Here is a 25078-nt window from a genome sequence, read left to right on the forward strand (position 1 = left end):
TACAGTAGAAATCAAAATGGTTTGACGTTTGAAAGCGACAAAACTATTTCGGGTGCTGAAGTTTGAAATGTTCGATAACTTTAATTTAGGAGTGATTATCAATTTCAAAATAATCACTCTAATCTAAAATGTTTTGCACGTAGAGATACAGATATTTAATAAGTGTACCTCTGCATACGCTAGACGGGATTGCTCTCTAAATTAAACAGTAGGCATTATTAGTGATTTAAAAATCTGAACTGGTTTCTGGTTTTCGTCGTTGATTAGAAACCAGCATGAACACCAAAAATAACACCAGTATAGTGATTTGGGCCATTAAGCTTTGCCATGTGGATTTTAAGCCAATCCAGTCAACCTCAAATGATATCGGAAGTGGGGACGCGTCAATGAAAGCCGCTTCCTGCAGAGCTATTACCCCTTTTCCTATCAATACGAAGGACAAGCCAACAAGAAGGTACGTGGTTACGGAAAAGAACCGTCCAATAGGAAGCTTTATTGAGTAACGAACCATTATCCATCCGATGATACTTAAACAGAGTAAGCCAACAAGGAAACCCCCGATAATCGTTGGGTTTTGAGCTGGTAAAGATTGGGTCAGTAGCGCTTCGTAGAACAACACGGTTTCAAAAACTTCTCGATACACGGCGACAAATGCGAGTGTAGCTATTCCCCACAATGTTCCGGTTTTTAACCGTTGAGTAACGTGTTTTTGAATGTACGCCTTCCACTGTATGGTATTGGATTTGCTGTGCATCCAAACGCCGACATAAAATAGCACCAACGCCGCAGCTAAAGCGGCAACACCTTCCATTACCTCTCTACTGGCACCGCTAATATTGACGAGCGATCGTGCCGCCCACCAGGTTACCCCACCGGCAATGAGCGCCGTAATCCAGCCAGCGTGGACAAATTTAAGCGCGTCGCGTCGTTCAGAGCGGATTAATACCAAGACAAGGGCCAGAGTGACAAGCAAGGCTTCCAACCCTTCGCGTAATAAAATAATTAAACTTGCGCTGAACAGCGTAGCGTTAGAAAGACTGTCTGCAGATAGTTGTCGTTTTGCCGTTTCCAGCTGGGCCAAAGTAATATCGAGGAGTGTATTGAGTTGTTCCTGGTTTGAACTTTCCCGAAATTGTTTTCTCAGCGCCATCATATTGGCTTCGATGTCTTTCCTGAGATCGGGGTTTCGTGTATCCAGGCTGTTTTCTACCAGCTCAAACCCGTCGAGATAGGCACTCACGGCCAGTCGATTGGATTCTTCATAGTTTCCCTTGTTGTATGAAGCGCGTGCGGCCAACAGTTGATCGCGAGCAATTTGCAAGGGCGATGGCTTCTCCGTAAAAAGAGCACTCGGTTGTGCGCGCAGGTAAATGACACTCTTTAGCGTATTAGAATCTCCGTTCGCTAACTGTATCGGGTTGTGATTAATCAGCTCTTTAATGGAGAGGTCGGTAGCGTTCACTCCTTCTTCTGCGTTTGCTTCAAATGCGAGACCACCTACATAAAATGCGAGGGACCAACGCTGCTCTTCGCTGAGCTGATCGTAAGAGACCATGGCCGTTTCCTTGATTCCGTCGGTAATCGCATCGTAAAGGCCAAGTACTGAGCGATTCATTGCACGTTCTCGATCAGTAAAATCTGTTGGCGGCGGTTCGAGTCCTGCGCTTGCAACACCATCGCCTTTGCCCATCGCTCCGTGGCAGGCAGCACAATGTGTTTGAAACAGGGAATGAGTCTCACTGATTGGAAGGAGCTGTGAGGGCTGAGATGATACAGGCATGAGCATCAATAATTCACTGCGCAACTCTCTGCCCAATTGTCGAATGACTTCCGGCGTCTGCTTTTCATGAATGGCCGCTTCCAATTTTTGGGCTCTGGAAATTATCGTGGTAGCTTTGGCTTGTTGCGCCTCTGTTACCAGAATGCGGGAAAACTCCAGCATTTCCTGATATTCCCCCTCATTAATAATTTCACCATTGGCCACCGCTTCCGGATAATCAACGCCCACGTACTCTGCAAGTTGCGCCATCTGGCGGAAATCCGGGGTTGACGTGTCGGCCAAGCAGCGCAGTCCTGACAAAATAAGAATCAGAGCGGATACCAGACGAATGTTGTAACGCTTGAACGAAAGAAAGAACACGATAAAACCTCGAGTGCAGCAACTTTGATGAGAATAGCTCTCAATTGTAAAGTCTATAGTTGGTATAGAGTCAAGCTGTCGAACCGGCCGTATTTCACCCCTAACTTCAGTTGAGCTCAAATCGAATGATCCCTGCAAGGCTCGTTATACAGTTCAAACTCCACGGTAGTATGGCTTAAATCAAACTCAGCAAGTTCTTGCGATAAGCGCCTTTTTAAGTTTCGTTGGTCTTCCAGTGAAACATCGGCTTCCAGTTCAATATGGACAGTGAGCACGTGGTGTTCTCCGTCCAGCGACCATAAATGCAAATGGTGGAAACGCTGAAATTCCTGAACATCTTTGAGTTTTCGCTCAATTTTTCTCGCAAGATTTTTGTCCGGCACGCCTTGTAAAAAGAGTTTTAAGGTGGTGCCCACATTGCGTATGACGTTGAACAAAATAAACAGAGTAAACCCGATTGCTAATATAGGATCCAAAATTGGCCATTTCACAAACATAAGTACGACCGATACTATAAAAACGGCGACCCATCCCAACACATCCTCTAGCAGATGCCAATTGAGCACTTTCTCGTTCAGGGTTTTTCCTTTGCTAAGCTTAAATGCGGCAAAACCATTTACCGCGATACCGAAAATGGACAGTGCCAGCATGCCCTCTGTCACTGGCATTTCAGGATCGAATAAACGAGGAATGGATTGGTGCAGTACCCAGGCTGAACCAGCAATCAGAACGATGCCGTTAATCAATGAGCCTAATAACGAAAGACGCTTGTACCCGTAGGAAAAATTTTGCGAGGCGGGCCTGTTTCCAAGTTTTGCCAATACCCAGGCCAGTCCAATTGATAAACTATCTCCTAGATCGTGGACGGCATCGGCCATAATTGCGGTGCTGTTGGTCAGTATGCCGCCGATAAATTCTATGATCGTGAAACCAACGTTGAGGAAAAACGCCCAGCCGATTCTTGCACTGCTGTTGTCGTCATGTGAGTGAGAATGCATGGTTTCTCCTGTGCAATGATTATAAGTTGTTTGATAGATGGCCCCAGCAAACACCGGGGCCAATCGTCACGGCATTACTCCCGATGATGAAGAGTATGTTGTATTGCCTCTCGGCGATGAACCCATTGATACAAAACCGGCAGCACCAATAAAGTCAGAATCGTCGAGGAAATAATGCCTCCAATGACAACCGTGGCGAGCGGTCGCTGTACTTCAGCTCCGGTGCCGGTGTTTAATGCCATTGGCACAAAGCCAAGGCTCGCGACCAGTGCCGTCATCAACACCGGACGTAAACGAATCATTGCGCCTTCAATAATCGACTCGTTAAATTGGCCGGTTTCATGCCAGAGCTGACGAATAAAAGCGAGCATGACCAAGCCGTTGAGTACGGCCACCCCGGAAAGCGCAATAAAACCGATGCCGGCTGATATGGACATCGGCATATCACGTAAATACAAGGACAACACACCGCCAGTGAGTGCGAGCGGTACACCGCTGAAAATGATTAAGGCATCTTTGACGGAAGAGAACGCCATCACCAGAATACCCAAAATCACCAACAGCGTTAGCGGTACAACGATGGACAGCCGCTGACTAGCCGATTCCAGCTGTTCAAAAGTGCCGCCGTAATCCAGCCAATAACCGGGTGGAATATCCGCTTTTTCACGAATACTTTCCTGTACTTCTTTTACAAAGCTGCCCAAGTCCCGACCGCGCACATTCGCGGTAACAACGATACGGCGCTTTCCGTTTTCACGACTGATTTGCGCGGGGGCAGGGGAGATATCAAGCGTTGCCACCTCTTCAAGCGGCACGTACTCGCCGTTCTTAAGCGGGACCGGTAGAAACTTCAATCGGTCGATGTCACGTCGCGTGGTCTCCGGCAAGCGTACAATCAGTTCGAAGCGTCGGTCACCCTCATAAAGAATTCCTGCGGACTCTCCACCAATTGCTGCCGACACCCAGTCCTGTAATTCAGCCACATTTAATCCGTAGCGACCTAAGGCAGTGCGATTGGGTATCACAGAGAGTGTCGGCAAGCCGGTGACTTGCTCAACGCGCGCATCCGCAGCGCCGTCAATCCCATTAACAACCTTAAGCACATCGTTTGCCGTCAATACCAGTTGATCCAGATCATCTCCAAATATCTTGATGCCCAGATCCGCGCGCACACCCGAAATTAATTCGTTAAAGCGCATCTGAATCGGTTGGGTAAACTCGTAGTTGTTACCTGGCAACTCCTCCAGAGCGCGTTCCATTTCTTCCACAAGCTCATCCTTGGTTTTGGAGGTGTCTGGCCAATCGCTTCGTGGTTTGAGTATCACAAAGTTATCTGCGACATTGGGTGGCATTGGGTCGGTCGCCACTTCCGCAGTACCGATGCGGGCAAAGACTTTTTCCACCTCAGGAAAGGCTTTAATTCTTTTCTCAAGAATTTCCTGCATTTCCACCGCTTGCTCAAGCCCCGTGCCCGGAATACGCATCGCGTGCAAAGCAATGTCGCCTTCGTTCAGTTGCGGAATAAATTCAGACCCCAATGTTGACGCCAACCACAAACAAAACACCACTAAGAAGGTAGCAAAACTCACCACAGCCCAGCGGAATTTAAGCGCAAGTTTAAGTAACGGGCGGTAAGCCGATTTGGCCTTGGTGATGACAATACTTTCCTTTTCACTGATCTTGCCGTTCATAAACACGGCAACGGCAGCTGGAACAATTGTGAGCGAAAGTACCATGGCCGAAAGCAATGCCATGACCACCGTTGCAGCCATCGGGTGAAACATTTTTCCTTCAACCCCGGTGAGGCTGAATATTGGAATGTAAACGATGGTAATAATGGCTACACCAAACAAGCTGGGGCGAATGACTTCTGACGTTGCATCAAAAACGGTGCTTAATCGTTCACGTAAATCTTGTTGACCGTTTTTATGTTGATTCTCGGCCAAGCGGCGAACACAGTTTTCAACAATAATGACAGCACCGTCGACGATCAAACCAAAATCCAATGCGCCGAGGCTCATTAAATTCGCCGATACCCCCGTTTTCACCATGCCAGTAATGGTCATCAACATGGCTAACGGAATGACCGCTGCCGTAATTAAAGCCGCGCGAAAGTTTCCTAATAGCAGAAACAGCACAACGATGACCAGAAGTGCCCCTTCCATCAGGTTTTTGGAAACGGTGGCAATCGCTTTATCAACCAATGCGGTGCGGTCGTATACCGCTTCGGCGACTACGCCCTCGGGTAAGGAGGCTTGAATATCATCGAGCTTGCTCGCCACGTCTTGAGCCACCGTACGCGAATTAGCGCCGATCAACATCATCGCGGTACCCAAAACGGTTTCCACACCATCGCGTGTCGCCGCACCGGTACGCAGTTCTTTGCCAATACCGATGTCCGCAACATCCTTCACCGTGATTGGAACAGAATCGCGTTCAGTGATGATCACATTGCCAATGTCCTCAACAGTGCCAAGCTGCCCGGGTGATCGCACCAGCAGTTGTTGGCCGTTGCGTTCAATGTAACCCGCACCGCGGTTGTCATTATTGGCTTGTAGTGCGTGTACGACATCTTCGACACTGACCTTATAAACCAGTAACTTTGCGGGATCCGGCATGACGTGGTATTGCTTGTTATATCCACCAATACTGTTGACCTCAATAACACCTTTCACCTGCGCAAGCTGCGGTTTGATAATCCAGTCCTGGATTTCTCGTAACGCGGTCGCGGTATAGGGTTCACCAGTGGCCATTTTGGCGTTGGGTTCGGCCTGCACTGTGTACATAAAGATCTCACCCAAGCCCGTGGAGATAGGCCCCATCTCAGGCTCAAGCCCTGGCGGGAGGACACTTTTTATTGCGCCGAGCCTGGCGTTTATCAGGTTGCGTGCAAAATAAATGTCTGTACCTTCCTCGAACACCACCGTCACTTGCGACAAACCGTAGCGTGAAAGAGAGCGTGTGTATGAAAGGTTGGGTAAGCCGGCTAATGCGGTTTCCACGGGATAGGTAATGCGTTGCTCCGATTCCAGTGGTGAGTAACCCGGTGCTGCTGTATTAATTTGTACCTGAACGTTGGTGATATCTGGAACGGCATCAATGGGGAGTTTTTGATAACTCCACACACCGACACCGACGATGAGAAAAATAAAACATAAAATCAGTAAGCGCCGCTCGATCGCGAGGCGCAAAATAGAATCAATCATAGCGCGCCTCGATTAGTGATCGTGTTCTGCTTCGGATTTTTCGATATCAGCTTTAATTAAATAGCTATTTTCACTGACATATTGGCTGTTCGCTTCAAGCCCATCGATAACTTCATAGAAATGATCATCACTTTTACCTAATACAAGTGGCGTAAAGCGATATTCATCACCGGCCTTAACAAATACACCCTGGCGTCCCCCCAGCGTTTGCACCGCATCTTTTACTACCGCCAAAGGAACCGAAAAGCGACCGGTTTCCACGCGCGCTTCGATCATTAAGCCCGGTGATAAAGCGTGTTTGCTATTGGCCAACTTGACGCGCGCCACCAGATAAGGGGATTCCATTGACGGCACAATATGGTCCACCGTGGATTCCACGCTGTGATTACTTGCTAAAACGTGAACCGCTTGCCCTTCTGTGACGGAAGACTGCTGCGCGGGATAAACACGCAGTTCCGCCCAAACAGTGTCAAAATTCGCGACGGAAAATAGAACCTGATCTTTTGTCACTTCGCCGGTATTGGCATGACGCTGAACGATTCTCCCGGCAATGGGCGAGCGGATGGCATAGGTTTTCAGGCTTTCGTTGGATTCAATTTCAGCCAATACATCACCCGTTTTTACACGATCGCCAAGCGTGACCTTGACTGACTTAACCATACCCTCAAAACGCGCACGCACATGGCTCAGTTGTTCAGGTGCTGAAACAATCGCGCCGTATACCGTGATGGTCTGATGAAGCTCCTGCGAACTCGCCATAGAAGTAACGATACCCACTTGTTTGGCCATTGAATCTTCTATTCGGCTAGTATTTTCCTCACCGTGCCCGTGCTCGTCTTCTTCTCCATGAGCACCGTGATCATGTCCATCATCATCGTGATCAACATGGTCCTCGTGCTCGTCATGATCACCATCTTCATGGTGCGGTGCATGTTGTTCTGATGCTTCATGCTCGTGATCGTGATCTTCTTTCGACCAGGCATTTAATGGCGAAATACTGAATAGCAGCATCTGGGCAAAGAGCACACTTAAAACCAACGTTTTCTTTTTAATTTTTTTGTTAGGGAACAATGTTGTTAAGGCATTCATTATTTGTCTCCCTTTGTTTCTTCTTCTGCATTGTCATGTGCGTGATCATGATCGTCAGGGTGTTCTGAGTCCTGGTCTTCGTGATCTACATGATCGTCGTGTTGCGCGTGATCGCCTTCAGTATGATGTTCTTTATGCTTTTCGGATTTCTCATGTTTATGGTCATGGTCATGATCATGGTCGTCTGCTGCGAAAGCTGCAGTAGTGAGGGTAAAAATAAGTACAGTCAGTAATGTGATGAATAAGGTTTTCATAGTCATAGATTCCTAAGGCCTGATACGAATCAAACCTGAATAAAAGGGTTTAAACATTAAGGGTTGAGGGCTTCACTGGTTAGCTTTTCAATAACAGCCTGACTCACAAGGGCTGTTGTAGCGGCATCGATGAGTGCCTGCTTACTGGCGAGCAATTCTTCCTGGGCGGCGATTAAATCGAGGTAGCGATAACGCCCGCTCTCAAAACCTTCAGTCGTCAGTCTGAGTGCTTTTTCCAATGCGGGAATGGCAACCTTTCGAGTAAGATTTGCCGCAGAAATACTTTGTTTTCTGAGAGACCACGCTTCAAAAAGCCGCGCATGCAGTTGCAATAGTCGATCTTTTTGGGCGTAATCCACAGCGTTACGGTTAGCAAGTGCAGCTTTTACTTCGCCGTTGCTGCGTTTACCGGAAAACAATGGAATGGAAAGCCCGGCGGTAAATGCCGAATCCCCCGTTTCTTCAAAACGTTTTACGCCAACTCGCCAGCTTAAATCACTACGGCCATTTGCGCGGGCCAGTGAGACTTGCGCATCCCGGATGCGCGCTTCACTGGCCAGTACCTGAATGGCGGGCGATGTTTGGACGCGTGCGTACAGCTGATTAAAACTGTTAGTAGCCGCAAAGTTATAAAGACTGCCTTCCAGCGTGGCAAAATTTGCGGTGGTTTCTCCCCAGAATCTTACGAGCTGCACTTTGTGACGTTCAAACTGCTCTTGTAGTGCAGCGAGTCGGATCTCTGCACGAGTGAGCGCTGCTTGGGCTCGCATCACTTCCGCTTCCGGTGTGGCGCCTCGTGCAGACCGTGTTTTCACTGTCTTCAGCAGTGATTGGGATAAGGTCAAAGATTCTTCGGCCAATTGAATGTTGGCCTGCGTCGCCAGCCCTTCGATGTATACCTCGGTTAATGCTCCGAGCACGTCGAGGGTCGCGGCTTGCTGCTCCCACTCCACCTGGTTTATGCGGGCATCCGCATAAGAAAGGCGTGCCTGGCGTTTTCCGCCCAGCTCGATCGCTGAAGACAACGCCAGCGTGGTTTCCGCCGCATCAAGGCCTTGGTTACTGCCCGAACCGGCAAAGTTTTCGACCTCCAGCTCTAGTGCTAACGCTGGGCGCAAGGCGTTGGTCTGCCGCTGGGCGTTCAGCGCCTCGTTGGAAAAACGGTATTGGTAAAGTTGAGGGTTGTGCGTCAGCGTTAGTGCCAACGCTTTTTTTAACGTCAGTGTGTCGGCGTTTTCTGCACCTAGAGCCGGTGTCGAACTGCAGAGTAAAAACGCAAGCCACAGCCAGGTGCGTCTACACCTGTAGAGAATGGAATCTCGCATGGATAAGTCCTGAATTAAGTCGTGTTTTCCGCTAATGCGGGTGAATACGTTGAGTTTTACTGCTTGAAAGGACTTAGGCTTTGGGAGGGCGCAGGAAGGCTTCGTAGGTTTCTGGAAACGTACTTTCCGCGTAATCGGGCACTGGGGATGAGTTCTTGGCTAGTTGAATACGTTCGGTCGCAAACAGAATGGCCGGGCAAAAATGGCCATGACAATGACAACAGTGGTGACAATCCCATTTGTCCGAAACGGGCGCTTCTGATTGAACATCCCGATCGTGTTGCTTTTCGAGGATATTCCCTTCGGTATGCTGATGGGATTCGTCAAAAACCAGGTGCTCAGCGCCTGACTGGTGCAACTGATGTGCATCGCCCATGGCCACCGCGGATTGCAGAACAACCAGTGTGAGCACAACGTATGTCAGGACACGTTTCAGCATTAAATTCAATTTATCTGATTTTCAGGTTAATGGTAAATGCGCGTTATCTTAACAAAAGAATACGTCGAGCACCGTTCAACACCACAAGTCCAATTATAACACCAATGACCAGATCCGGAATTTGCGACCCCGTCAGCGCGACCAAGCCACCCGCAACGATAACCCCTACGTTGGCAAGCACGTCATTGGCTGAAAAAATCATGCTGGCCTTCATGTGTGTGCCATTATTTCGTACTTGGTAAATTAACAGGAGACACGCCACATTTGCGACTAATGCCAGGCTGCCAATCCCTATCATCAGCATCGAGACCGGTTCACTTCCCATAAAGGTACGCCTGGCGACTTCTATCAAAAGACCCACAGCAAGAGCCGCTTCGAGCCAGCCGGATAAATGCGCAGCTTTAAGCTTGGCGTGAGCGGCTTTTCCCACAGCATAGAGTGCCACCGTGTAGACCGCAGCATCCGCAAACATATCCAGAGAATCCGCGATCAGCCCCGCAGATTGCGCCACGATGCCCACGGCAAGCTCAAAGAAAAACATCACGGCGTTAATCCCGAGTAGCCACTTCAATACCCAGGCTTCGCGCGCATCCTTAATTCTGGCGTCTTCTTGTATCTCCTTCGCACTTTCAGTATCGACCTGTTCATGCGATATGCGACGGGCGCCGAGCCCGACGGATTCCATGGCCATTTCGACCTTTTCAGGTGAGCCAGCGTAATAGACATGCACTTTCCGATTAGGGATATCGAATTCGAAGGCGACCGATTCCCCAAAGCTCGCAAATGCTGTCCGTATGAGGTTCTCCTCAGAAGGACAGTCCATCTTAGGTACGTCAAACACACTCACATTATTTAGCGCAGCCAAAGGGCTATCCGATTGCAGGTTTGATCCTGAAGACGGTGAGCCCGCTTCGTCACTTTGGCAACCGCAGCATTGTGAGGCGTCAGATGTCATAAATAGACCTTGAAATAACAATGAAGCCAAGCTTACACTCTATAGTAACTATAGAGTCAAGGGGTGACGTTATTGAAAATTGGTGAGCTTGCGAAACGCAGTGGATGTTCCATTCAAACCATCCGGTATTATGAAAGGGAAGGGTTATTAAGTTCCTCTGCCCGAAGTGATGGCAACTTTCGCCTGTACGACCATCAAGCAGAAGAGCGCTTAATGTTCATCAAGCGTTGTCGTAGTCTTGATCTCTCTCTGCCCGAAGTGAGACATTTGCTCACGCTCAGCCAAGCACCTGGCTCCACGTGTGGCGAGGTCAATGAGATGGTTGATCAGCATATTCAACAGGTCGAAGAAAGGATAGACGAGCTTCAAAGCCTTCATCGGCAACTACACGACCTCCGGAACAACTGCTCGGAAAACCGAACAGTGGAGGATTGCGGCATCATCAGGAGTCTGGTGCAGCAAAAAGGTTCGAAGTAATCAAACATTCATGCATTGCGCATGTGTAACGCCAGTTTCTCCATTAACACCAGCGTGGCGTTATTGGTCAGCAACTGTCCCTCTTCAATATATTCCCAAACGGTGGCGTCACTTTTCCACCCTCCCTGTTTTTTAATAAGTTCAAAATCCACACGCTCTCTTGCTGCGGACGTTGAAAGCCCTCTACGCAAGCTGTGGCTGCTTAAGTCCGGAACGAAATCAAAACCACAGTTAGCCCCAAGCGCTTTAAGAAGATCGTTGATCGCTCCTGCACCCAGACGTCTCTGCTTTATTTGATCCCAGCGGTTGATCGGGCGGAACAGTGGACCTGATTCGATGTTTGCTATATTTATCCAGCTCTTGATTGCCGCGGCCGGACAAACCCCTTTGTTGCCGTAGGGGAGGGCGCGCATCTGACCGGCGGATTCCTGATCGGTTTTGGAATGCGGCATTCTGACAATTAAACCCTCGGGCTCCCACAATAGATCATCTATATCAATAGCTACTAACTCGCTACGGCGGAAAGCGCCAAAAAATCCACTCAAAACCAGCGCCAGATCCCTTGCTCGTTTGTTGGAGTTTGGCTGCTGCTGCAAGTGACCTACCATTTGCCCGATATGCTCCAGACGTAAGGCCTTGGCTTTACGCTTCGGTTGCCCATGAGTACGGCGTATCCCTTCCATTGCTTTACGCACGAGGGGCGCATCCACCGGATTTTCCATCCCCTGATAGCGATGCCATTGCCCGATTGCTGTGAGGTGTAAATCCAGGGTTCGAATACTGGATGCTTGCGCCCTGGCGAGTAAATATTGGATCAGTGTTTGTGGATCACTCGGTAATCGACCGCCCCATTTTTCAAATTGTTTGATGGCAGAACGATAGGTTTTACGTGTGTTGTCAGAGGTTGCAGCAGTGATGTATTTCCGAATGGTATCTGACTCATTCGGAACGGGCAGCCCAGTGGTGCTTTGTAGTGTTGTTTCTTTCATTGGATCTCAACCACCATATTTATTCACGCCAGGGCATGAATAGCCGGGTTTTGGGGTGTGTACTGAAGTGCCGAATCTTAAAAACAGCCGGATTCATCCTAACCTACGATAAGGGTGATTATCGGTGGTTAGAAAATTAATCTCAAGCATACTTTCATAATCGTTATATTATGTTATATTACGGAATACGTAATATGGTACCAAATTCTCTCACAGGTAAAACTAATGGCCCGACCCGGTGTGACTTACTATGACATCAGTCGAGCTGCTGAAGCGGTTAAAGCGCGAGGCAGCGAACCCACTATTGATCGCGTTCGGGAGCAGCTCGGAACGGGTAGTAAAAGCACCATCGCGCCTTTATTAAAACAGTGGCGAAACAATGCTGAGTTGAACATCGAGGAGTCTGATAGTGGCTTGCCTTCGGATCTTATCAGTGCCGTAAAATCCTTGCGCGACCGCGTCCAGCAAGCATCAGAAGAAGCGGTTGAGCAGGCGAAGCAGGACTATCAGTCCCGAGTCCAGGCGCTTGAACGCACACTTGCTGACACCCAAAAAGAACTGTCTGAAGCCTTGGGTCGAGAACGAACCTTAAAGCAGCAAATCACTGATCTTGAAACTAATTCTCGTAAATTAAACGGTGAGCTTAACGGCTTGGAATCCCGCTTCGCGGTGACCGAGTCCGAACGTGATGCTTTACAAGCCCGTGTGCAGGAGCTTAAAGAAACGTTTTCTGAGTTAAAGGATGAAAACAGAGCGGTGCGCGATCATTTTGAGCATTATCAGCAGAGAACGGCGGAGGACCGCCAGCTTGAAAGAGACCAATTTCAATCTCAACTAAGGCAGTTACAGTCTCAAGTAGAAAGCCTGACTATGCAATTGACACGTTCTCAGACAGAAAAGGAAGATTATCGATCGCGGTATGATAACGCTCAAGGTCAGGCCGAGAAAGTTGTTTATGAAAACCAGGAGCTGCGACTCAAGTTGGAGTCCTGCGGAACGCGGATCAAAGAACTCGAAGCAGAATGCGGTAACAAGAACAAAGAGATTATCGAATTTGACCAAAATATCAGCCAATTTAGGACTGAAGTTCAGAGCCTGAAAGAGCGGCTCGCGAGCAAAAGCGCCACGTTACAGGGTGTCGAGACGGATCTTCAAGAGATTCGTGAATATGCAGATCGTCTTGAAGCTGAGAATAAAGAAATTTCTGAAGAAAAAGCTGTACTTCAGGGGCGCCTGGTACAGTTGCAGGCATCCCTCGGAGGCGGAAAATGACTTTATGGCTCAAACATATAAACCAAATAACTGCAGCGCTATACTGTTCATACATACAGTATATCGTAGGGGGTTAGATATGGCTACCAACAGTAAAATTGAATGGACAGAACAAACCTGGAACCCAGTCACAGGCTGCACCAAGGTGTCTCCGGGTTGCAAGTATTGTTACGCTGAAGTGATGAGTAAGCGTCTGCAAGCTATGGGCGTTAGCGGCTATGAACGTGGATTCTCGACTATATCACTGATGAGAGAGCGACTTGATCAACCACTGCAGAGGAAAAAGCCCACTGTCTATTTTGTCAATTCAATGAGTGACTTATTCCATGAAAAAGTGCCCTTCAACTATATTGATGAAGTGATGGCGGTTATTGATCAGGCTCCTCAACATGCGTTTCAAATCTTGACCAAAAGAGCTGAACGCATGAGGGAGTATTTTGAAACGAGGCGAGCACCTGATAATGCCTGGCTAGGTGTGTCTGTAGAGGACAAACAATACGGAAAACCGAGGATCGCTCAGCTACAGCGGATTCGAGCGAAAACCCGATTCCTGTCAATTGAACCACTTTTAGAAGACGTAGGACGAATTAGTCTGCGAGGAATTCATTGGGTTATAGTTGGTGGTGAATCAGGTGTTAAAGCCCGACCGATGGAAGAATCCTGGGTTCTCAAAATTAAATCGCAATGTGAGCGTGCCGGCACCGACTTTTTCTTCAAGCAGTGGGGCGCCTGGGGTGAGGACGGGATCAAAAGGTCAAAACAAGCAAACGGAAGAACTCTGCAAGGCCAAACCTGGAATCAAATACCTGCGATAGCTGTATAAGTTTAATAATAACGAAAGGAAAACAGCGTGCCCAAAAAGAAAAAGGAAAAATATACATGGGCTGTTGGCAAACCACTGCCTGAATTAGATGAGCATAGCCAAGCAAAGCATCGCATCATTTCGGACTACATTCAACGCTACGTTGAAGTGTATATGAGCAACACTTCGATTGAAGGGTTGAGATTATCAATTGTTGATGGCTTTTCCGGTGGTGGAAAGTATAGGGATATTTTGACAAACGATACCGTTGATGGCTCTCCTTTTGTCATTTTGAATGCGATTAAAGAAGTTGAGGAGCGTATTAATCAGGGTCGAATTAAGCGGCGTTCCATAGATGCACATTACTTTTTTATTGACTGTATAAAGCAACATACTGAATTTCTTAAAAATGAAATTCAGCAGTCCCACTTTAAAGGAGGACTCGGCGAGACCATATTCCTGCACACCGATATCTTTGCCCGCGCCGCGCCTGCCGTAATTGATGCAATCCATAAAAGAAATAAAGCCCAGAGATGCCTCTTCATACTAGACCAGTATGCATATAAAGATGTTCCTTTTAACACAGTAAATTACATCCTGGAAAAATTAAAAGGCAGTGAAGTAATTCTGACGTTTAATGTAAATGCTTTGATGAATTACTTTTCAGAATGCGATTCAAATCGAAAAGCTTTAGAAAACATTCACCTCGATCAATACATTGACTGGAGGCGCGTCGCTGCGCTGAAGGAGGCGGGAAAAGGGAAGGCAGCAGTTCAAGAGCAGCTTGCAAATGCAATCTACAAGGCGTCTGGGGCAAGGCACATCACGCTTTTCTTTGTGACGCCTAAAAACGGTCTCACGTACTGGCTTGTCCACCTCTCCAAAGTTTATAGAGCCCGTGACGTTATGATGTCGCTCCATTGGAAGCATTCAAACTCGTCTTTTTCACACCACATGGCAGAGGGAATATTTTCACTTGGGTATACGGCGACGGAAACACCTGGACAGAGTAGTTTTGACTTGATGACTGAATTTGATTTCAGCAGCGACGCAGAAACAAGGTGTATTAGACGCTTATCCGAAGATATACCACGGCACATATTCAATTTAAATGAACCAATTCCTTTTTCTTGTCTGGTTGACCAGATAGGCAGCTATACTCCCGCCGCCGAACATCAGATTCGACGGGCGCTCACTAGCAGCCTAAAAAATAAAGAAATAAAAATATTAAACTCGACAGGCAAATACCTGAACTCTGCTAATCAAGCAAGAGCAGAGGACCTGATCTCGTACAATCAAAAATCAATCTTTATTCTTTAGACGGATAGGAAAATGAAAGGCGATAAATTCTTTGATGAAACCCGAGAACAGTCTTTGGTCAAAGCAACCATCGTAGAAAAGTACTTTGGTGCCTGGTCGCAGATTATTACTGGTGCGCAAAAGCGCTACCATCAACATGCTCAGAAAATCGGGTATGTTGACTTGTTTGCTGGCCCCGGCCGATACAAAGATGGCGCTATATCAACTCCTCTACGGGTTTTAAATACAGCATTACAAAATGAGCAACTACATGATCGCCTTATCACAATCTTTAATGACAAAGACGAAAATCATGTAAGAACACTATCAGAAGCAATTAGTGATTTGGAACAAATCAAGTTATTAAAGCATGCTCCTCAGATTTGGAATGAGGAAGTAGGGGACAATATTGCGCTCCAGTTCGAGAAGATGAGTGTCATACCGGTACTCGCTTTTATTGACCCCTGGGGATACAAAGGTTTATCCCTTAGACTCGTAAACGCTTTTTTAAAAGATTGGGGCTGTGACTGCCTTTTCTTTTTTAACTATGCTCGTATCAACGCGGGTCTTTCAAATTCAAAGGTACGAAGACACATGGAAGCGTTGTTCGAATCACATACACAAGCTTTAATTGACCGTGTTACAGGTTTGCCCCCCGAAGAGAGAGAGGCATTGATCGTCGAAGGCATTGCAAATGCGCTCAAAACCTATGGTCACCGTTATGTGTTACCGTTTTGTTTCAAAAATGAGAGTGGCAAAAGGACAACTCATCACCTCATATTTGTAACAAAGCACTTTAAAGGATATGAAGTGATGAAGGAAATCATGGCAAAAGAAAGTTCCACCGATCACCAAGGAGTGGCGTCGTTTCAGTACATGCCTGCTGCGGCTCTCTCACAGGGATTACTTTTTGAGCTGAATAGACCTTTGAACTCACTAAAAGATTTGCTGTTGTTGGATTTTTCCGGCCAGTCTCTAACGATGATAGATATTTACCGTCAACACAGTATCGATAAGCCATTTTTAAATAAACATTATAAAACTGTGTTAAAGGAGATGGAGGAAGAGGGTTTGATAAAAACAAGTGGTAGGAAATCGAAAAGAGGCTTTGCGGACAATATTTTATGCGTGTTCCCATGAACGTAACTTACTTATTAGATGCTCATTGCTACGAACCAAGCTTGAGGACAGATTATGCCAATTAACTTTGAAAAACGATCACCTAACAAGGGAACGGAAAAAAAGGTACATCCATGCGAAATTTACGACACCCTGGATAGGAATGCCAACAAAGGTCCTCTTCGCGTACCTGTCCAAAATGCCGTTTTGGATAATTGGTTTGTAAATTACCGAAATCAACGCGACGTAATATTGAAATTACCAACCGGAGAAGGTAAAACTCTCATTGGGCTATTGATACTGCAATCGAAGATAAACCAGAAAAAGGGATCGTGCTTGTATATTTGTCCAAACAAGTATCTAGCCGACCAGGTTCGCATACAGGCGGATGAATTCGGTATCCACCACTGTGCAATAAATGAGAATGGACTCCCGGAAGATTTTATCAACGGGGAAAAAATATTGATCACGCACGCCCAAATAGTTTTTAACGGGCGCAGCACAAACTTCGGCATAGGACAGGATTCGATAGAGGTTGAAAACATCCTTTTGGATGACGCACACAGCTGTATTGAAATCATAAAAACAGCTAGTAAATTCCGAATACCGCGATCGTCAGATTGCTACCACGAGTTGTTACAGATTTTCGGTGACGCTCTAAAAAGCCAAGGGGCTGGAACCTATGCAGATATCTGCAATGAATCTAAAAGCGCAATACTTGCCGTGCCTTACTGGGAATGGGAGAGCAAACAAGATGAAGTTATTCAGATCCTTTCAAAGTACAATAAAAGTATGGATAAATCAGTATGGTTTGTCTGGGATTTATTAAAGGATAATCTTGATAATTGCACGGCTGTATTTTCTGGCGCGGGTATTGAAATATCACCAAGATTATTACCGATGGAGATGTTCGGCGCATTTTACAACGCTTCTCATCGTGTATTTATGTCAGCAACCATTTCAAACGATTCATTTTTTATTCGCGACCTTGGATTGACCAAGGAGGTTATAGAGATGCCATTAACTTTTGATAAAAAATGGTCTGGCGAAAAGATGGTGCTGATTCCCTCACTAATCGATGGCAGCTTAACAAGAGAATCTCTTGTAAATTGGATAGGTAAATGGCGGAACACAAATTATGGTGTAGTCGCCATTACTCCCAGCAACTGGCATAAGAAAATATGGGAAAGCCTTGGATCGACTGCCGTTGACGCAAGCAATCTTTTAGAGGAAGTGGAAAAACTAAAACTAGGGCACTTTCCAAGCCCTGTTGTTATGGCAGCCAAGTATGACGGTGTAGACCTTCCTGACAATATGTGCCGTATCTTGGTAATCGATTCGCTACCTATCACAGAAACTATCACCGAAAAATATATTGAATGCTGTATCCCTAATAGCACCTTTACACAAATCAAAACCGCACAAACAATTGAGCAAGGCTTAGGGCGCGCAGTAAGGGGCGAAAAAGACTATTGTGTCGTCTTGCTTCTTGGCAACGATCTCGTCAAACAGATACGCTTCAAAGGGTCTCGGCCATACCTCTCGCCACAAACACGCAAACAAATCGACATAGGGTTAGACTTAGCAAAGTACGCAAGAGAAGACATGGATGAGTCGCAAAACTATATTCAAATGCTCATCTCTGTCATTAATCAAGGGTTGGGGCGAGATGAATCTTGGAAACAGTTTTATATTAGTAATATGGATTCAATTGACCTCGATGATAGTCGATCTACCGAAATCAGCGATGAGATGCTCATCCAGGAGCGCAAGGCAGAATGTTATCACTCAGAAGGAAAACACACTGACGCAGCCAACGCGATCCAAGTTTTGCTTGACAAACACTCTGCCACGCTTTCTAAAGAAGAACGCGGATGGTATCTACAAGAAATGTCTCGGTATTTATACGCTCAAAATCGCGTCGAAGGAATGGCGATGCAAGTGAACGCACACAGGACCAATAAACGATTATTCCTTCCCCCGGAAGGATACCAGTTCACAAAGATTGATCTGAAAGCGCATGAGCGGATAGAAAATATTAAAAGCCTAATTGGTCAGTACGACGAATTCGAGGATTTTCTTGTTTATATGGACGATGTGTTTTCGCGTTTAGTTTTTGGTGTTAAATCAGAGCGATTCGAAAGTGCTGTTGACGAATTGGGCAAGCTTCTCGGTTTTAATACTGAGCGACCAGACTCAAATTGGAAGTCTGGACCTGACAATTTATGGGCTATCAAAAACGGTGAATATCTATTTATCGAATGTAAAAGTGAAGTGCTGCTAACGCGTGCTGAGATTTTAAAAGATGAAACGGGTCAATTTAATAATAACATCGCTTGGTTTAAACGATTTTATCCAGGCGCAAAGGTAGTTTATTCCATCATTATTCCAACAAAAAAAGTGAAATCAAATACAGGTTTCAATGAATCGGTGGTAGTGCTTAGAGAGCGCGGTTTGAAGAACCTTGTATCTAATGCCCGAGCGTTTGTTTTGGGATTCAAAAACAGTGACCTAAAGAGTTTGTCAGATAATTTTATTCATCAGTCTATACACCAGCACAATTTAGACGCTGACGGTCTGATTGAATACTATTTTGAATCAACTCTGTTAGTTAACTAAGTGCTCGACGAGCAAATCATCAATAATGGTCAAATTGAATCGTTCAGGTGGAAACTTCGGAGCTTGGCGGCCACTAATCGACAGGGGGGTAGTCATACCTTAGATAATGCGCTTATTAATTTCACATACCTGTCAGTATTCGACATAGCATATCAAAGCCGCTAAACTATAGGTATCCAAATATCACAGGTATTTCGCATGCCCACCAACATTCCCAAGCCAGTCGCCTTATTTCCAGCGCATCCAGAACTCAAGTCGCTGGACTTTGGTGAATACAAGGACCTCAAGCAGTTTCTTGACTCTGGTGAAACCTGGTGGCAAACCCACTGGAGCTGGGGCCGAGAGTTCCTCAGTTATATCGGCCGAAACAAATCCGAACACACATTCACGCGATTCAGGAGCGAAACCGAACGGTTCCTGTTATGGGTTTTTCTTTTTAAATTCAAGCCTATGGAGCAACTGCGCAAGGCCGATATTCTGGAATACGCGGACTTTTGTTGGCAGCCGCCAGTTTCCTGGATCTGCACCGCGAACCATGAAAAGTTTGTTTTCCATAGCGGGCATTACACACAGAATCCCTTGTGGGCACCATTCAAACTTCAGCTACCCAAGAAAGCCTCGGACGACCAGATTTTAGACAAAAAAAAATATAAGCCATCTCAACAGACGCTCGCAGCCATGTTTACCGCCGTGATTGCGTTTTACAAGTTTTTGATGAATGAAGAGTATCTATACGGTAATCCGGCACAAATCGCCAAGTCTGATTGTCGTCATTTCATCAAGGATGCTCAGGTCAAAGAAATTAGGCGCTTGTCAGAATCTCAGTGGCAGTATGTCTTTAATGTTGCGTTGGAGCTGGCAAATCAAGACAGAATTTACGAACGCAGCTTGTTTGTGATTACCGCGCTAAAAACGCTGTTTTTACGTATTTCTGAGCTGTCCGAACGCCCAAATTGGACACCGGTGATGAGTCATTTTTGGCAGGACTCTGACGGTAACTGGTGGCTGAAAATATTTGGCAAAGGTAGAAAACTACGAGACATTACGGTCCCAAACAGCTTTATCGATTATCTCAAACGATACCGGCAATTTCGTGGCCTGAGCCCCCTACCATCCTCAGGCGAAAATCATCCTATTGTCGAAAAAATCCGTGGTCAGGGCGGGATGACATCCAGACAGCTCATTCGAATCGTCCAGCAGGTTTTTGATATGGCCTACGAGAAAATGAAGAACGCTGAGGGTGAAGACAATGCGCGCAAGCTGCGAGAAGCTTCCTCGCATTGGTTGAGGCACACCGGCGCAAGTATGGAAGTTGAGCGCGGCCGCGCTCTGAAAGATTTATCTGAAGATCTGGGACACTCAAGTATGGCGACCACCGACACCATCTATGTACAGACAGAAAATCGCGTTCGTGCTGAAAGCGGAAAAAACAGGAAAGTAAATTAGTGACTTGCTGCTCTCAAGCTCTGTAGGCTATTTGCTCTTATCGCTGGCCACCTAGGGCGCTTCGCAGATTCCATTACATGTTTTTCGACAGGAGGAACTCATATCCGGTCGACACGCATATTAGCCAATCCTCCCAGGCAATTCAAAGCCCACCGCAACTGATCCCACCTCATTCCTACCTACCGCGCTTAGGTCATATACATTTCAACTCTCAAAAACCAGCCATATCAATCAGCTACCGCCTAAACGATTGTCGATGTCTCCTTATGAACAGACTTAAAGACGAGAACATCCAAATGAATACAGACTACTTTTTTCCCAGCATCATTCGTTCTAAAATTGTATGAAATATTTTTGAAGAGAATGGCTGAGCCCAGCTTGCCAGACTAAAAAACAAGCAGACACACAGATATTGCACAGAAATGGTGCATTTTTTGGATCATACAATCCAAAATTTGCACGAAATTGGAGCGAAAAGCAGGTGCTAGAAGAAAAACCGACAACAGAATGTTACCAGACGCTTTCGAGCGCGTATGACTATTTTAACAGCGCGTTGTTTGCCGGGCAATTGCCTGATGTCATCATCACATTTCACCGACAGCGCAAAGTGATGGGTTATGCCTCCATCGGCCGATGGGTCAATGAAAAACGTCAATATGTAGATGAACTAGCCGTCAACCCTGAATACTTCGCAAAATACCCTCTGATCGAGATCTGCCAAACCCTGTGTCATGAGATGGCGCACATCTGGCAGGCTCACTATGGATCACCCGGACGACGGGGTTACCATAACGCCCAATGGGCCAAAAAGATGCTGCAAATAGGGTTGATCCCCTCATCCACTGGGAAGCCCGGTGGACAGAATACGGGGGAATGGATGATGGACTATGTCCTGCTAGAAGGCCCATTTCACAACGCCTGTAAAGAGCTTCTCAAAAAGGGTTATCGTCTGCCCTGGGTTGACCGCTATCCTGTCTATCGCCTGGAGCTACCTATTACCGCCTACGATGACAAAGGCTCCGAATACGAACTGACCGAGAATTTAAATCCCAGACCCGCTGCGGCAGTCGCAGCCATGCGAGCAGAGCAAGACACTTCGGTAGTTATGACTGAGCAGTCACTAAGCGAACGAGCATTTAGCAGTGAGCATGAAGAGGTTAGCCGGTTTTATGATGACGACAATCTCGGCGAGCTGATCACTTCAAAGCCAAAACCGCGATCGGGACGCATTAAATATGCGTGCAAAACATGCCATATCCAGCTTTGGGGCAAGCCTGGATTGAACGTAGTTTGTGGAGACTGTAACAAAAAACTAAGTGAGGTAATTTAGAACTTGGGATAGAAGTTTTCAGAAAGGATAATAACACTCCCTTCCATAGATTAACATTAGGAGTGTTCAATGTACACCAAAAAGATCAGTTCCACGGATAAAGAATTCCACGATACACCGCCGCAATTCAAAGCTTTAGACCGCAAGCGTTTTTTCTACGTCGAATCTCATTTCAAACAGCTCATCACACAAAACGTTCGCGGCCATGCCAATATCGTTTACATCATCGTCGCCTACGGGTACTTCAAAGCCACGGGTCAATTTTTTAATTCTGCGATCCAGGAAGATGTTGACTATGTAGCAGGCCGACTGAAGCTCAGGCAAAGTTTTCGCTGGGAAAGCTACAATACAAGCACCAGAAATCGCCATAGAGAAATGATTCTTGATGCGCTGGGTTTTAAGCCATTTAATCAAACCACCATTCAACCACTGTTGCCACTGATAAGAACGGACGCACGCTCTCAGAAAAACCCCGATAAATGCTTTATTTCCGTTTGCGAATGGCTCTTTGAACACAAAGTCGAGACACCCGATTATAAAACAATTTGTGACACGATCGAGTCGGTCTATAAAACGCACATCGACCAACAGATTGCCATTGTTAAAAATAAGCTCTCGAACGATGGAGCTCAAAAACTCGATGCGTTATTTTCAAAAGGAAAAAATACTTATGATGAAATGGAAACGTACAGACTTACGCTGCTGAAGAAACTTAACCAGTCAACCAAGACGTCTAAAATACGCGAGAATGTCGCAATATACGATACGCTCAAGCCACTCTACGATATTGCACTTCCAATCTTAAGCGAGCTGGATTTTACAAAAGATGGACTTAAACGCTACGCACTATCCGTTCATCGGCGGCAGGTTTTTCAGGTTAATCGTTTGAAAGATCATGATCGGCATCTTCACCTTGCCATTTTTATCACTCACCAATTTCAACAGCTGGTCGATATTCTGGTCGAAACGTTTCTGGCCTCGGTGAAAACAGCAGTGAACAAGGCCGAGAATCTTGCCAAAGAAGAATACTACAAACAACGCCAGGAGCAATCTGGCCATACGCAAGCGTTAGTAAAGGATACGGTTGATTTAGTGTCGTTGGTGGAAAAACTTAAAGAGACGCTGAACAACCCTATTCTGAGTGATTCAGAGAAAGTCGAAAAAGCGATTCGCTTGATAAGCCCGTCAAAGATATCCACGGAAAACGTAAACGCTCATGTAAAAGATGTCCAGGAGGACTTAGATAAAATCAGCGGACAGGCTCTTGAAATGCTCTTTTTGGAAGAAGGCGCCACGTCGCTTCAGCTCAAGTGTAGCGATATTCTTCGGCGGCTCAATTTCGATTGCGACGTGAAAAGCAACAAGCTGCTAAAAGCAATATCGCAGTACCAAGCGAAAAACGGAAAGGTTGATGATACATTCCCAGTCGGGTTTCTTACGAATTCAGAAACCGGCTACGTTGACACGAAAGACTCCTTCCGCGCGAAACTGTATCGCATTCTGCTTTATAAGCACACCGCCGCCGCCATTAAAGATGGCACACTGAGCATTGTTAACTCAAATCGTTACCGACAGCTAGAGCAGTATTTGATTTCGCGGGAATACTTTCAAAAAAACCGAGATCACATACTAAATTTAGCGGACATGGCTGATTTTAAAGATGTTAAAAAATTGGTTGAGCACTGGGAACTTGAATTGGATGCGCAATACAAGGAGACGAACGAGCACATACTGGAAAATTTAAACGAATATATTGAGACAGACGGTCTTGGCGGATTTAAGCTAACGTACGAACGAAATACTCGGGCAGAAGTCCTGCTAGAAATGGAAAGTGACGTCGCTCTGTTTCCGGATGATCAATACATTCGAATAGCAGAAGCGCTAAGCACAGTGAATTCCGCTTCAGGGTTTCTTGACGAGTTTGAACACAACAGTATCCGATACCGTAAGCCCAGACCTGAAGATAAAAATTTCCTGGCGGGAATAATTGCGCTAGGCGAACACTTGAGCGTGCCAAAATTATCTAAATTGGCGAGAGAGATTGAACTGGCAACTTTGGAATCCACGACCAATGGTTTTTTTACGCTTGAGAATTTGAGACGAGCAAATGATGCCGTTATTCGTTTCGTCAATCAACTTCCACTGGCCAAAGTATTCATTGGAGACTACGGCTTGCAGACGTCGAGCGATGGTCAGAAATGGACGATCGCATATGAATCACTCAATGCAAATAAATCTTTTAAATACGGCGGACGTGACCCCGTTGTATCGGCCTATACGTTCATAGATATACGAGGGATGTTCCCTTACTCAATGGTGATCAGTGGTGCCGAATTTGAAGCGCACTATATGGTGGATGGGTTATTAAAAAATGATGTAGTGAAATCAGACCTTCACTCCACTGATTCTCACGGATACACGGAAGCCATATTTGGGCTTACACATTTATTGAAATTTTCTTTTGGGCCACGCATAAAAAACCCCGGCAAACGAGTTTTATACTCCTTCAAAACTCCCACTTTCTATAAGAAAAAAAGCTATCCGATCTTTCCAAAAGAGCGGATTAATAAAGATAAAATTATTGATAATTGGGAAGACGTTCTTCGTTTGTGTGCATCAATAAAGCTAGGCGAAGTTACGGCGTCTCAAATCTTCAAGCGATTGAACTCATACTCAAAAAACAATCCACTTTACGAAGCACTAAAAGCATTTGGAGGTATTCCGAAAACTTTGTTCTTACTCCGGTATGCCGACGATGTGGGTATGCGAAAAGCCATCCACCGCCAGTTAAATAAAGGCGAGGCAGGGAATAAGCTGGATCGAGCTCTGGCCATTGGACGGGCAGATTATGTGCAGACAATTAAGGAAGACCAGGAGATCGCAGAGACCTGCAAACGACTACTTAAAAATGTCATCGTTTGCTGGAATTTTATGTATCTCTCCAAACGTCTGTCAGAAGCCAAAACAGATGTTGAGTATTCCCTGCTACTAAAAAAGATTAAGGCGTCGTCTATGCTGGCTTGGGAACATTTTGTCTTTCATGGCGAATTTGATTTTTCACAGAACTCCCTAAAAGACTCTCAACAGATAGATTTACAAAAAATCCTTGATCCAGACCTGATCAAAGAGTGATCGATCATCGCCGTTTTACAGGAGAGTGGCGACACTCTCCTCGTTTTCCCAAATATAACACCGCTTTTGAGCATCGTTCCGGGAAAAGAAATATCGTTTAACCTATTGTATTTAAACGTTATTTACGAAAACCTATAGTTGTTTCTCGAGTTTTGTTTAGGATTTCCCTATATGACGCAATGGATGT

General features: G+C 46.1%; 18 protein-coding genes. 9 read left to right on the forward strand and 9 right to left on the reverse strand.

Features of this window, described 5'->3' with window-relative positions:
* Window positions 1-226: 226 nt before the first annotated feature.
* The 8 genes from SDE_RS10270 to SDE_RS10305 all read right to left on the reverse strand — a co-directional run bounded on the left by SDE_RS10270 (window position 227) and on the right by SDE_RS10305 (window position 10406).
* Window positions 227-2140 (reverse strand): FTR1 family protein, encoded by a 1914-nt coding sequence (locus SDE_RS10270; RefSeq protein WP_011468431.1) that lies wholly within the window; start codon window positions 2138-2140, stop codon window positions 227-229.
* 116 nt (window positions 2141-2256) lie between these two features.
* Window positions 2257-3138: a cation diffusion facilitator family transporter gene (locus SDE_RS10275; RefSeq protein WP_011468432.1), complete on the reverse strand. Its 882-nt coding sequence runs from the start codon at window positions 3136-3138 to the stop codon at window positions 2257-2259.
* A gap of 74 nt (window positions 3139-3212) precedes the next feature.
* Entirely contained in the window at window positions 3213-6344 is a 3132-nt protein-coding gene (locus SDE_RS10280) for an efflux RND transporter permease subunit (RefSeq protein WP_011468433.1), read from the reverse strand.
* Window positions 6345-6356: 12 nt separating this feature from the next.
* Window positions 6357-7433: an efflux RND transporter periplasmic adaptor subunit gene (locus tag SDE_RS10285; protein WP_011468434.1), complete on the reverse strand. Its 1077-nt coding sequence runs from the start codon at window positions 7431-7433 to the stop codon at window positions 6357-6359.
* Window positions 7433-7687 carry a hypothetical protein gene (locus SDE_RS10290; RefSeq protein WP_041324581.1) on the reverse strand — a complete coding sequence of 85 codons (255 nt, stop codon included), beginning with the start codon at window positions 7685-7687 and terminating at the stop codon, window positions 7433-7435. The genes SDE_RS10285 and SDE_RS10290 overlap by 1 nt, the downstream gene beginning before the upstream one ends.
* 56 nt (window positions 7688-7743) lie before the next feature.
* On the reverse strand, window positions 7744-9012 hold the full coding sequence (locus SDE_RS10295) for a TolC family protein (RefSeq protein WP_011468436.1): 1269 nt from the start codon (window positions 9010-9012) through the stop codon (window positions 7744-7746).
* 73 nt (window positions 9013-9085) lie between these two features.
* A complete protein-coding gene (locus tag SDE_RS21915) occupies window positions 9086-9451 on the reverse strand; it encodes a hypothetical protein (protein ID WP_011468437.1) in 366 nt (121 codons plus the stop codon).
* Window positions 9452-9494: 43 nt separating this feature from the next.
* The gene (locus SDE_RS10305; protein WP_011468438.1) at window positions 9495-10406 is read right to left on the reverse strand and encodes a cation transporter; all 912 of its coding nucleotides are present in this window, start codon (window positions 10404-10406) and stop codon (window positions 9495-9497) included.
* Between the two features lie 72 nt (window positions 10407-10478).
* Between SDE_RS10305 and cadR the strand changes: the two genes are divergently transcribed.
* Window positions 10479-10883 (forward strand): Cd(II)/Pb(II)-responsive transcriptional regulator, encoded by a 405-nt coding sequence (gene cadR / locus SDE_RS10310; protein WP_011468439.1) that lies wholly within the window; start codon window positions 10479-10481, stop codon window positions 10881-10883.
* Between the two features lie 8 nt (window positions 10884-10891).
* Here the strand turns inward: cadR and SDE_RS10315 are convergent, their stop codons facing one another.
* Window positions 10892-11872 carry a site-specific integrase gene (locus SDE_RS10315; protein WP_011468440.1) on the reverse strand — a complete coding sequence of 327 codons (981 nt, stop codon included), beginning with the start codon at window positions 11870-11872 and terminating at the stop codon, window positions 10892-10894.
* 225 nt (window positions 11873-12097) lie between these two features.
* Here SDE_RS10315 and SDE_RS10320 point away from each other — a divergent pair, with 225 nt between their 5' ends.
* The 8 genes from SDE_RS10320 (at window position 12098) to SDE_RS21305 (ending at window position 24891) form a co-directional block, all read left to right on the forward strand.
* Window positions 12098-13144, forward strand: a complete 1047-nt coding sequence (locus SDE_RS10320; protein WP_011468441.1) for a DNA-binding protein — start codon at window positions 12098-12100, stop codon at window positions 13142-13144.
* 79 nt (window positions 13145-13223) lie between these two features.
* Window positions 13224-13967, forward strand: coding sequence for a phage Gp37/Gp68 family protein (locus SDE_RS10325; protein ID WP_011468442.1), 744 nt, complete (start codon window positions 13224-13226; stop codon window positions 13965-13967).
* 27 nt (window positions 13968-13994) lie between these two features.
* Entirely contained in the window at window positions 13995-15266 is a 1272-nt protein-coding gene (locus SDE_RS10330; RefSeq protein WP_011468443.1) for a three-Cys-motif partner protein TcmP, read from the forward strand.
* Between the two features lie 12 nt (window positions 15267-15278).
* Window positions 15279-16385, forward strand: coding sequence for a three-Cys-motif partner protein TcmP (locus SDE_RS10335; protein WP_011468444.1), 1107 nt, complete (start codon window positions 15279-15281; stop codon window positions 16383-16385).
* A 54-nt stretch (window positions 16386-16439) separates the two neighbouring features.
* Window positions 16440-18983: a DEAD/DEAH box helicase gene (locus SDE_RS10340; RefSeq protein WP_011468445.1), complete on the forward strand. Its 2544-nt coding sequence runs from the start codon at window positions 16440-16442 to the stop codon at window positions 18981-18983.
* Window positions 18984-19181: 198 nt separating this feature from the next.
* Window positions 19182-20429: a tyrosine-type recombinase/integrase gene (locus SDE_RS10345; RefSeq protein WP_011468446.1), complete on the forward strand. Its 1248-nt coding sequence runs from the start codon at window positions 19182-19184 to the stop codon at window positions 20427-20429.
* Window positions 20430-20910: 481 nt separating this feature from the next.
* Window positions 20911-21759 carry a SprT-like domain-containing protein gene (locus tag SDE_RS10350; protein WP_011468447.1) on the forward strand — a complete coding sequence of 283 codons (849 nt, stop codon included), beginning with the start codon at window positions 20911-20913 and terminating at the stop codon, window positions 21757-21759.
* A 69-nt stretch (window positions 21760-21828) separates the two neighbouring features.
* Complete coding sequence (locus SDE_RS21305; protein ID WP_011468448.1) at window positions 21829-24891, forward strand: Tn3 family transposase; 3063 nt, start codon at window positions 21829-21831, stop codon at window positions 24889-24891.
* Window positions 24892-25078: the final 187 nt, after the last annotated feature.

It is taken from the genome of Saccharophagus degradans 2-40, assembly GCF_000013665.1.
GTDB lineage: Bacteria > Pseudomonadota > Gammaproteobacteria > Pseudomonadales > Cellvibrionaceae > Saccharophagus > Saccharophagus degradans.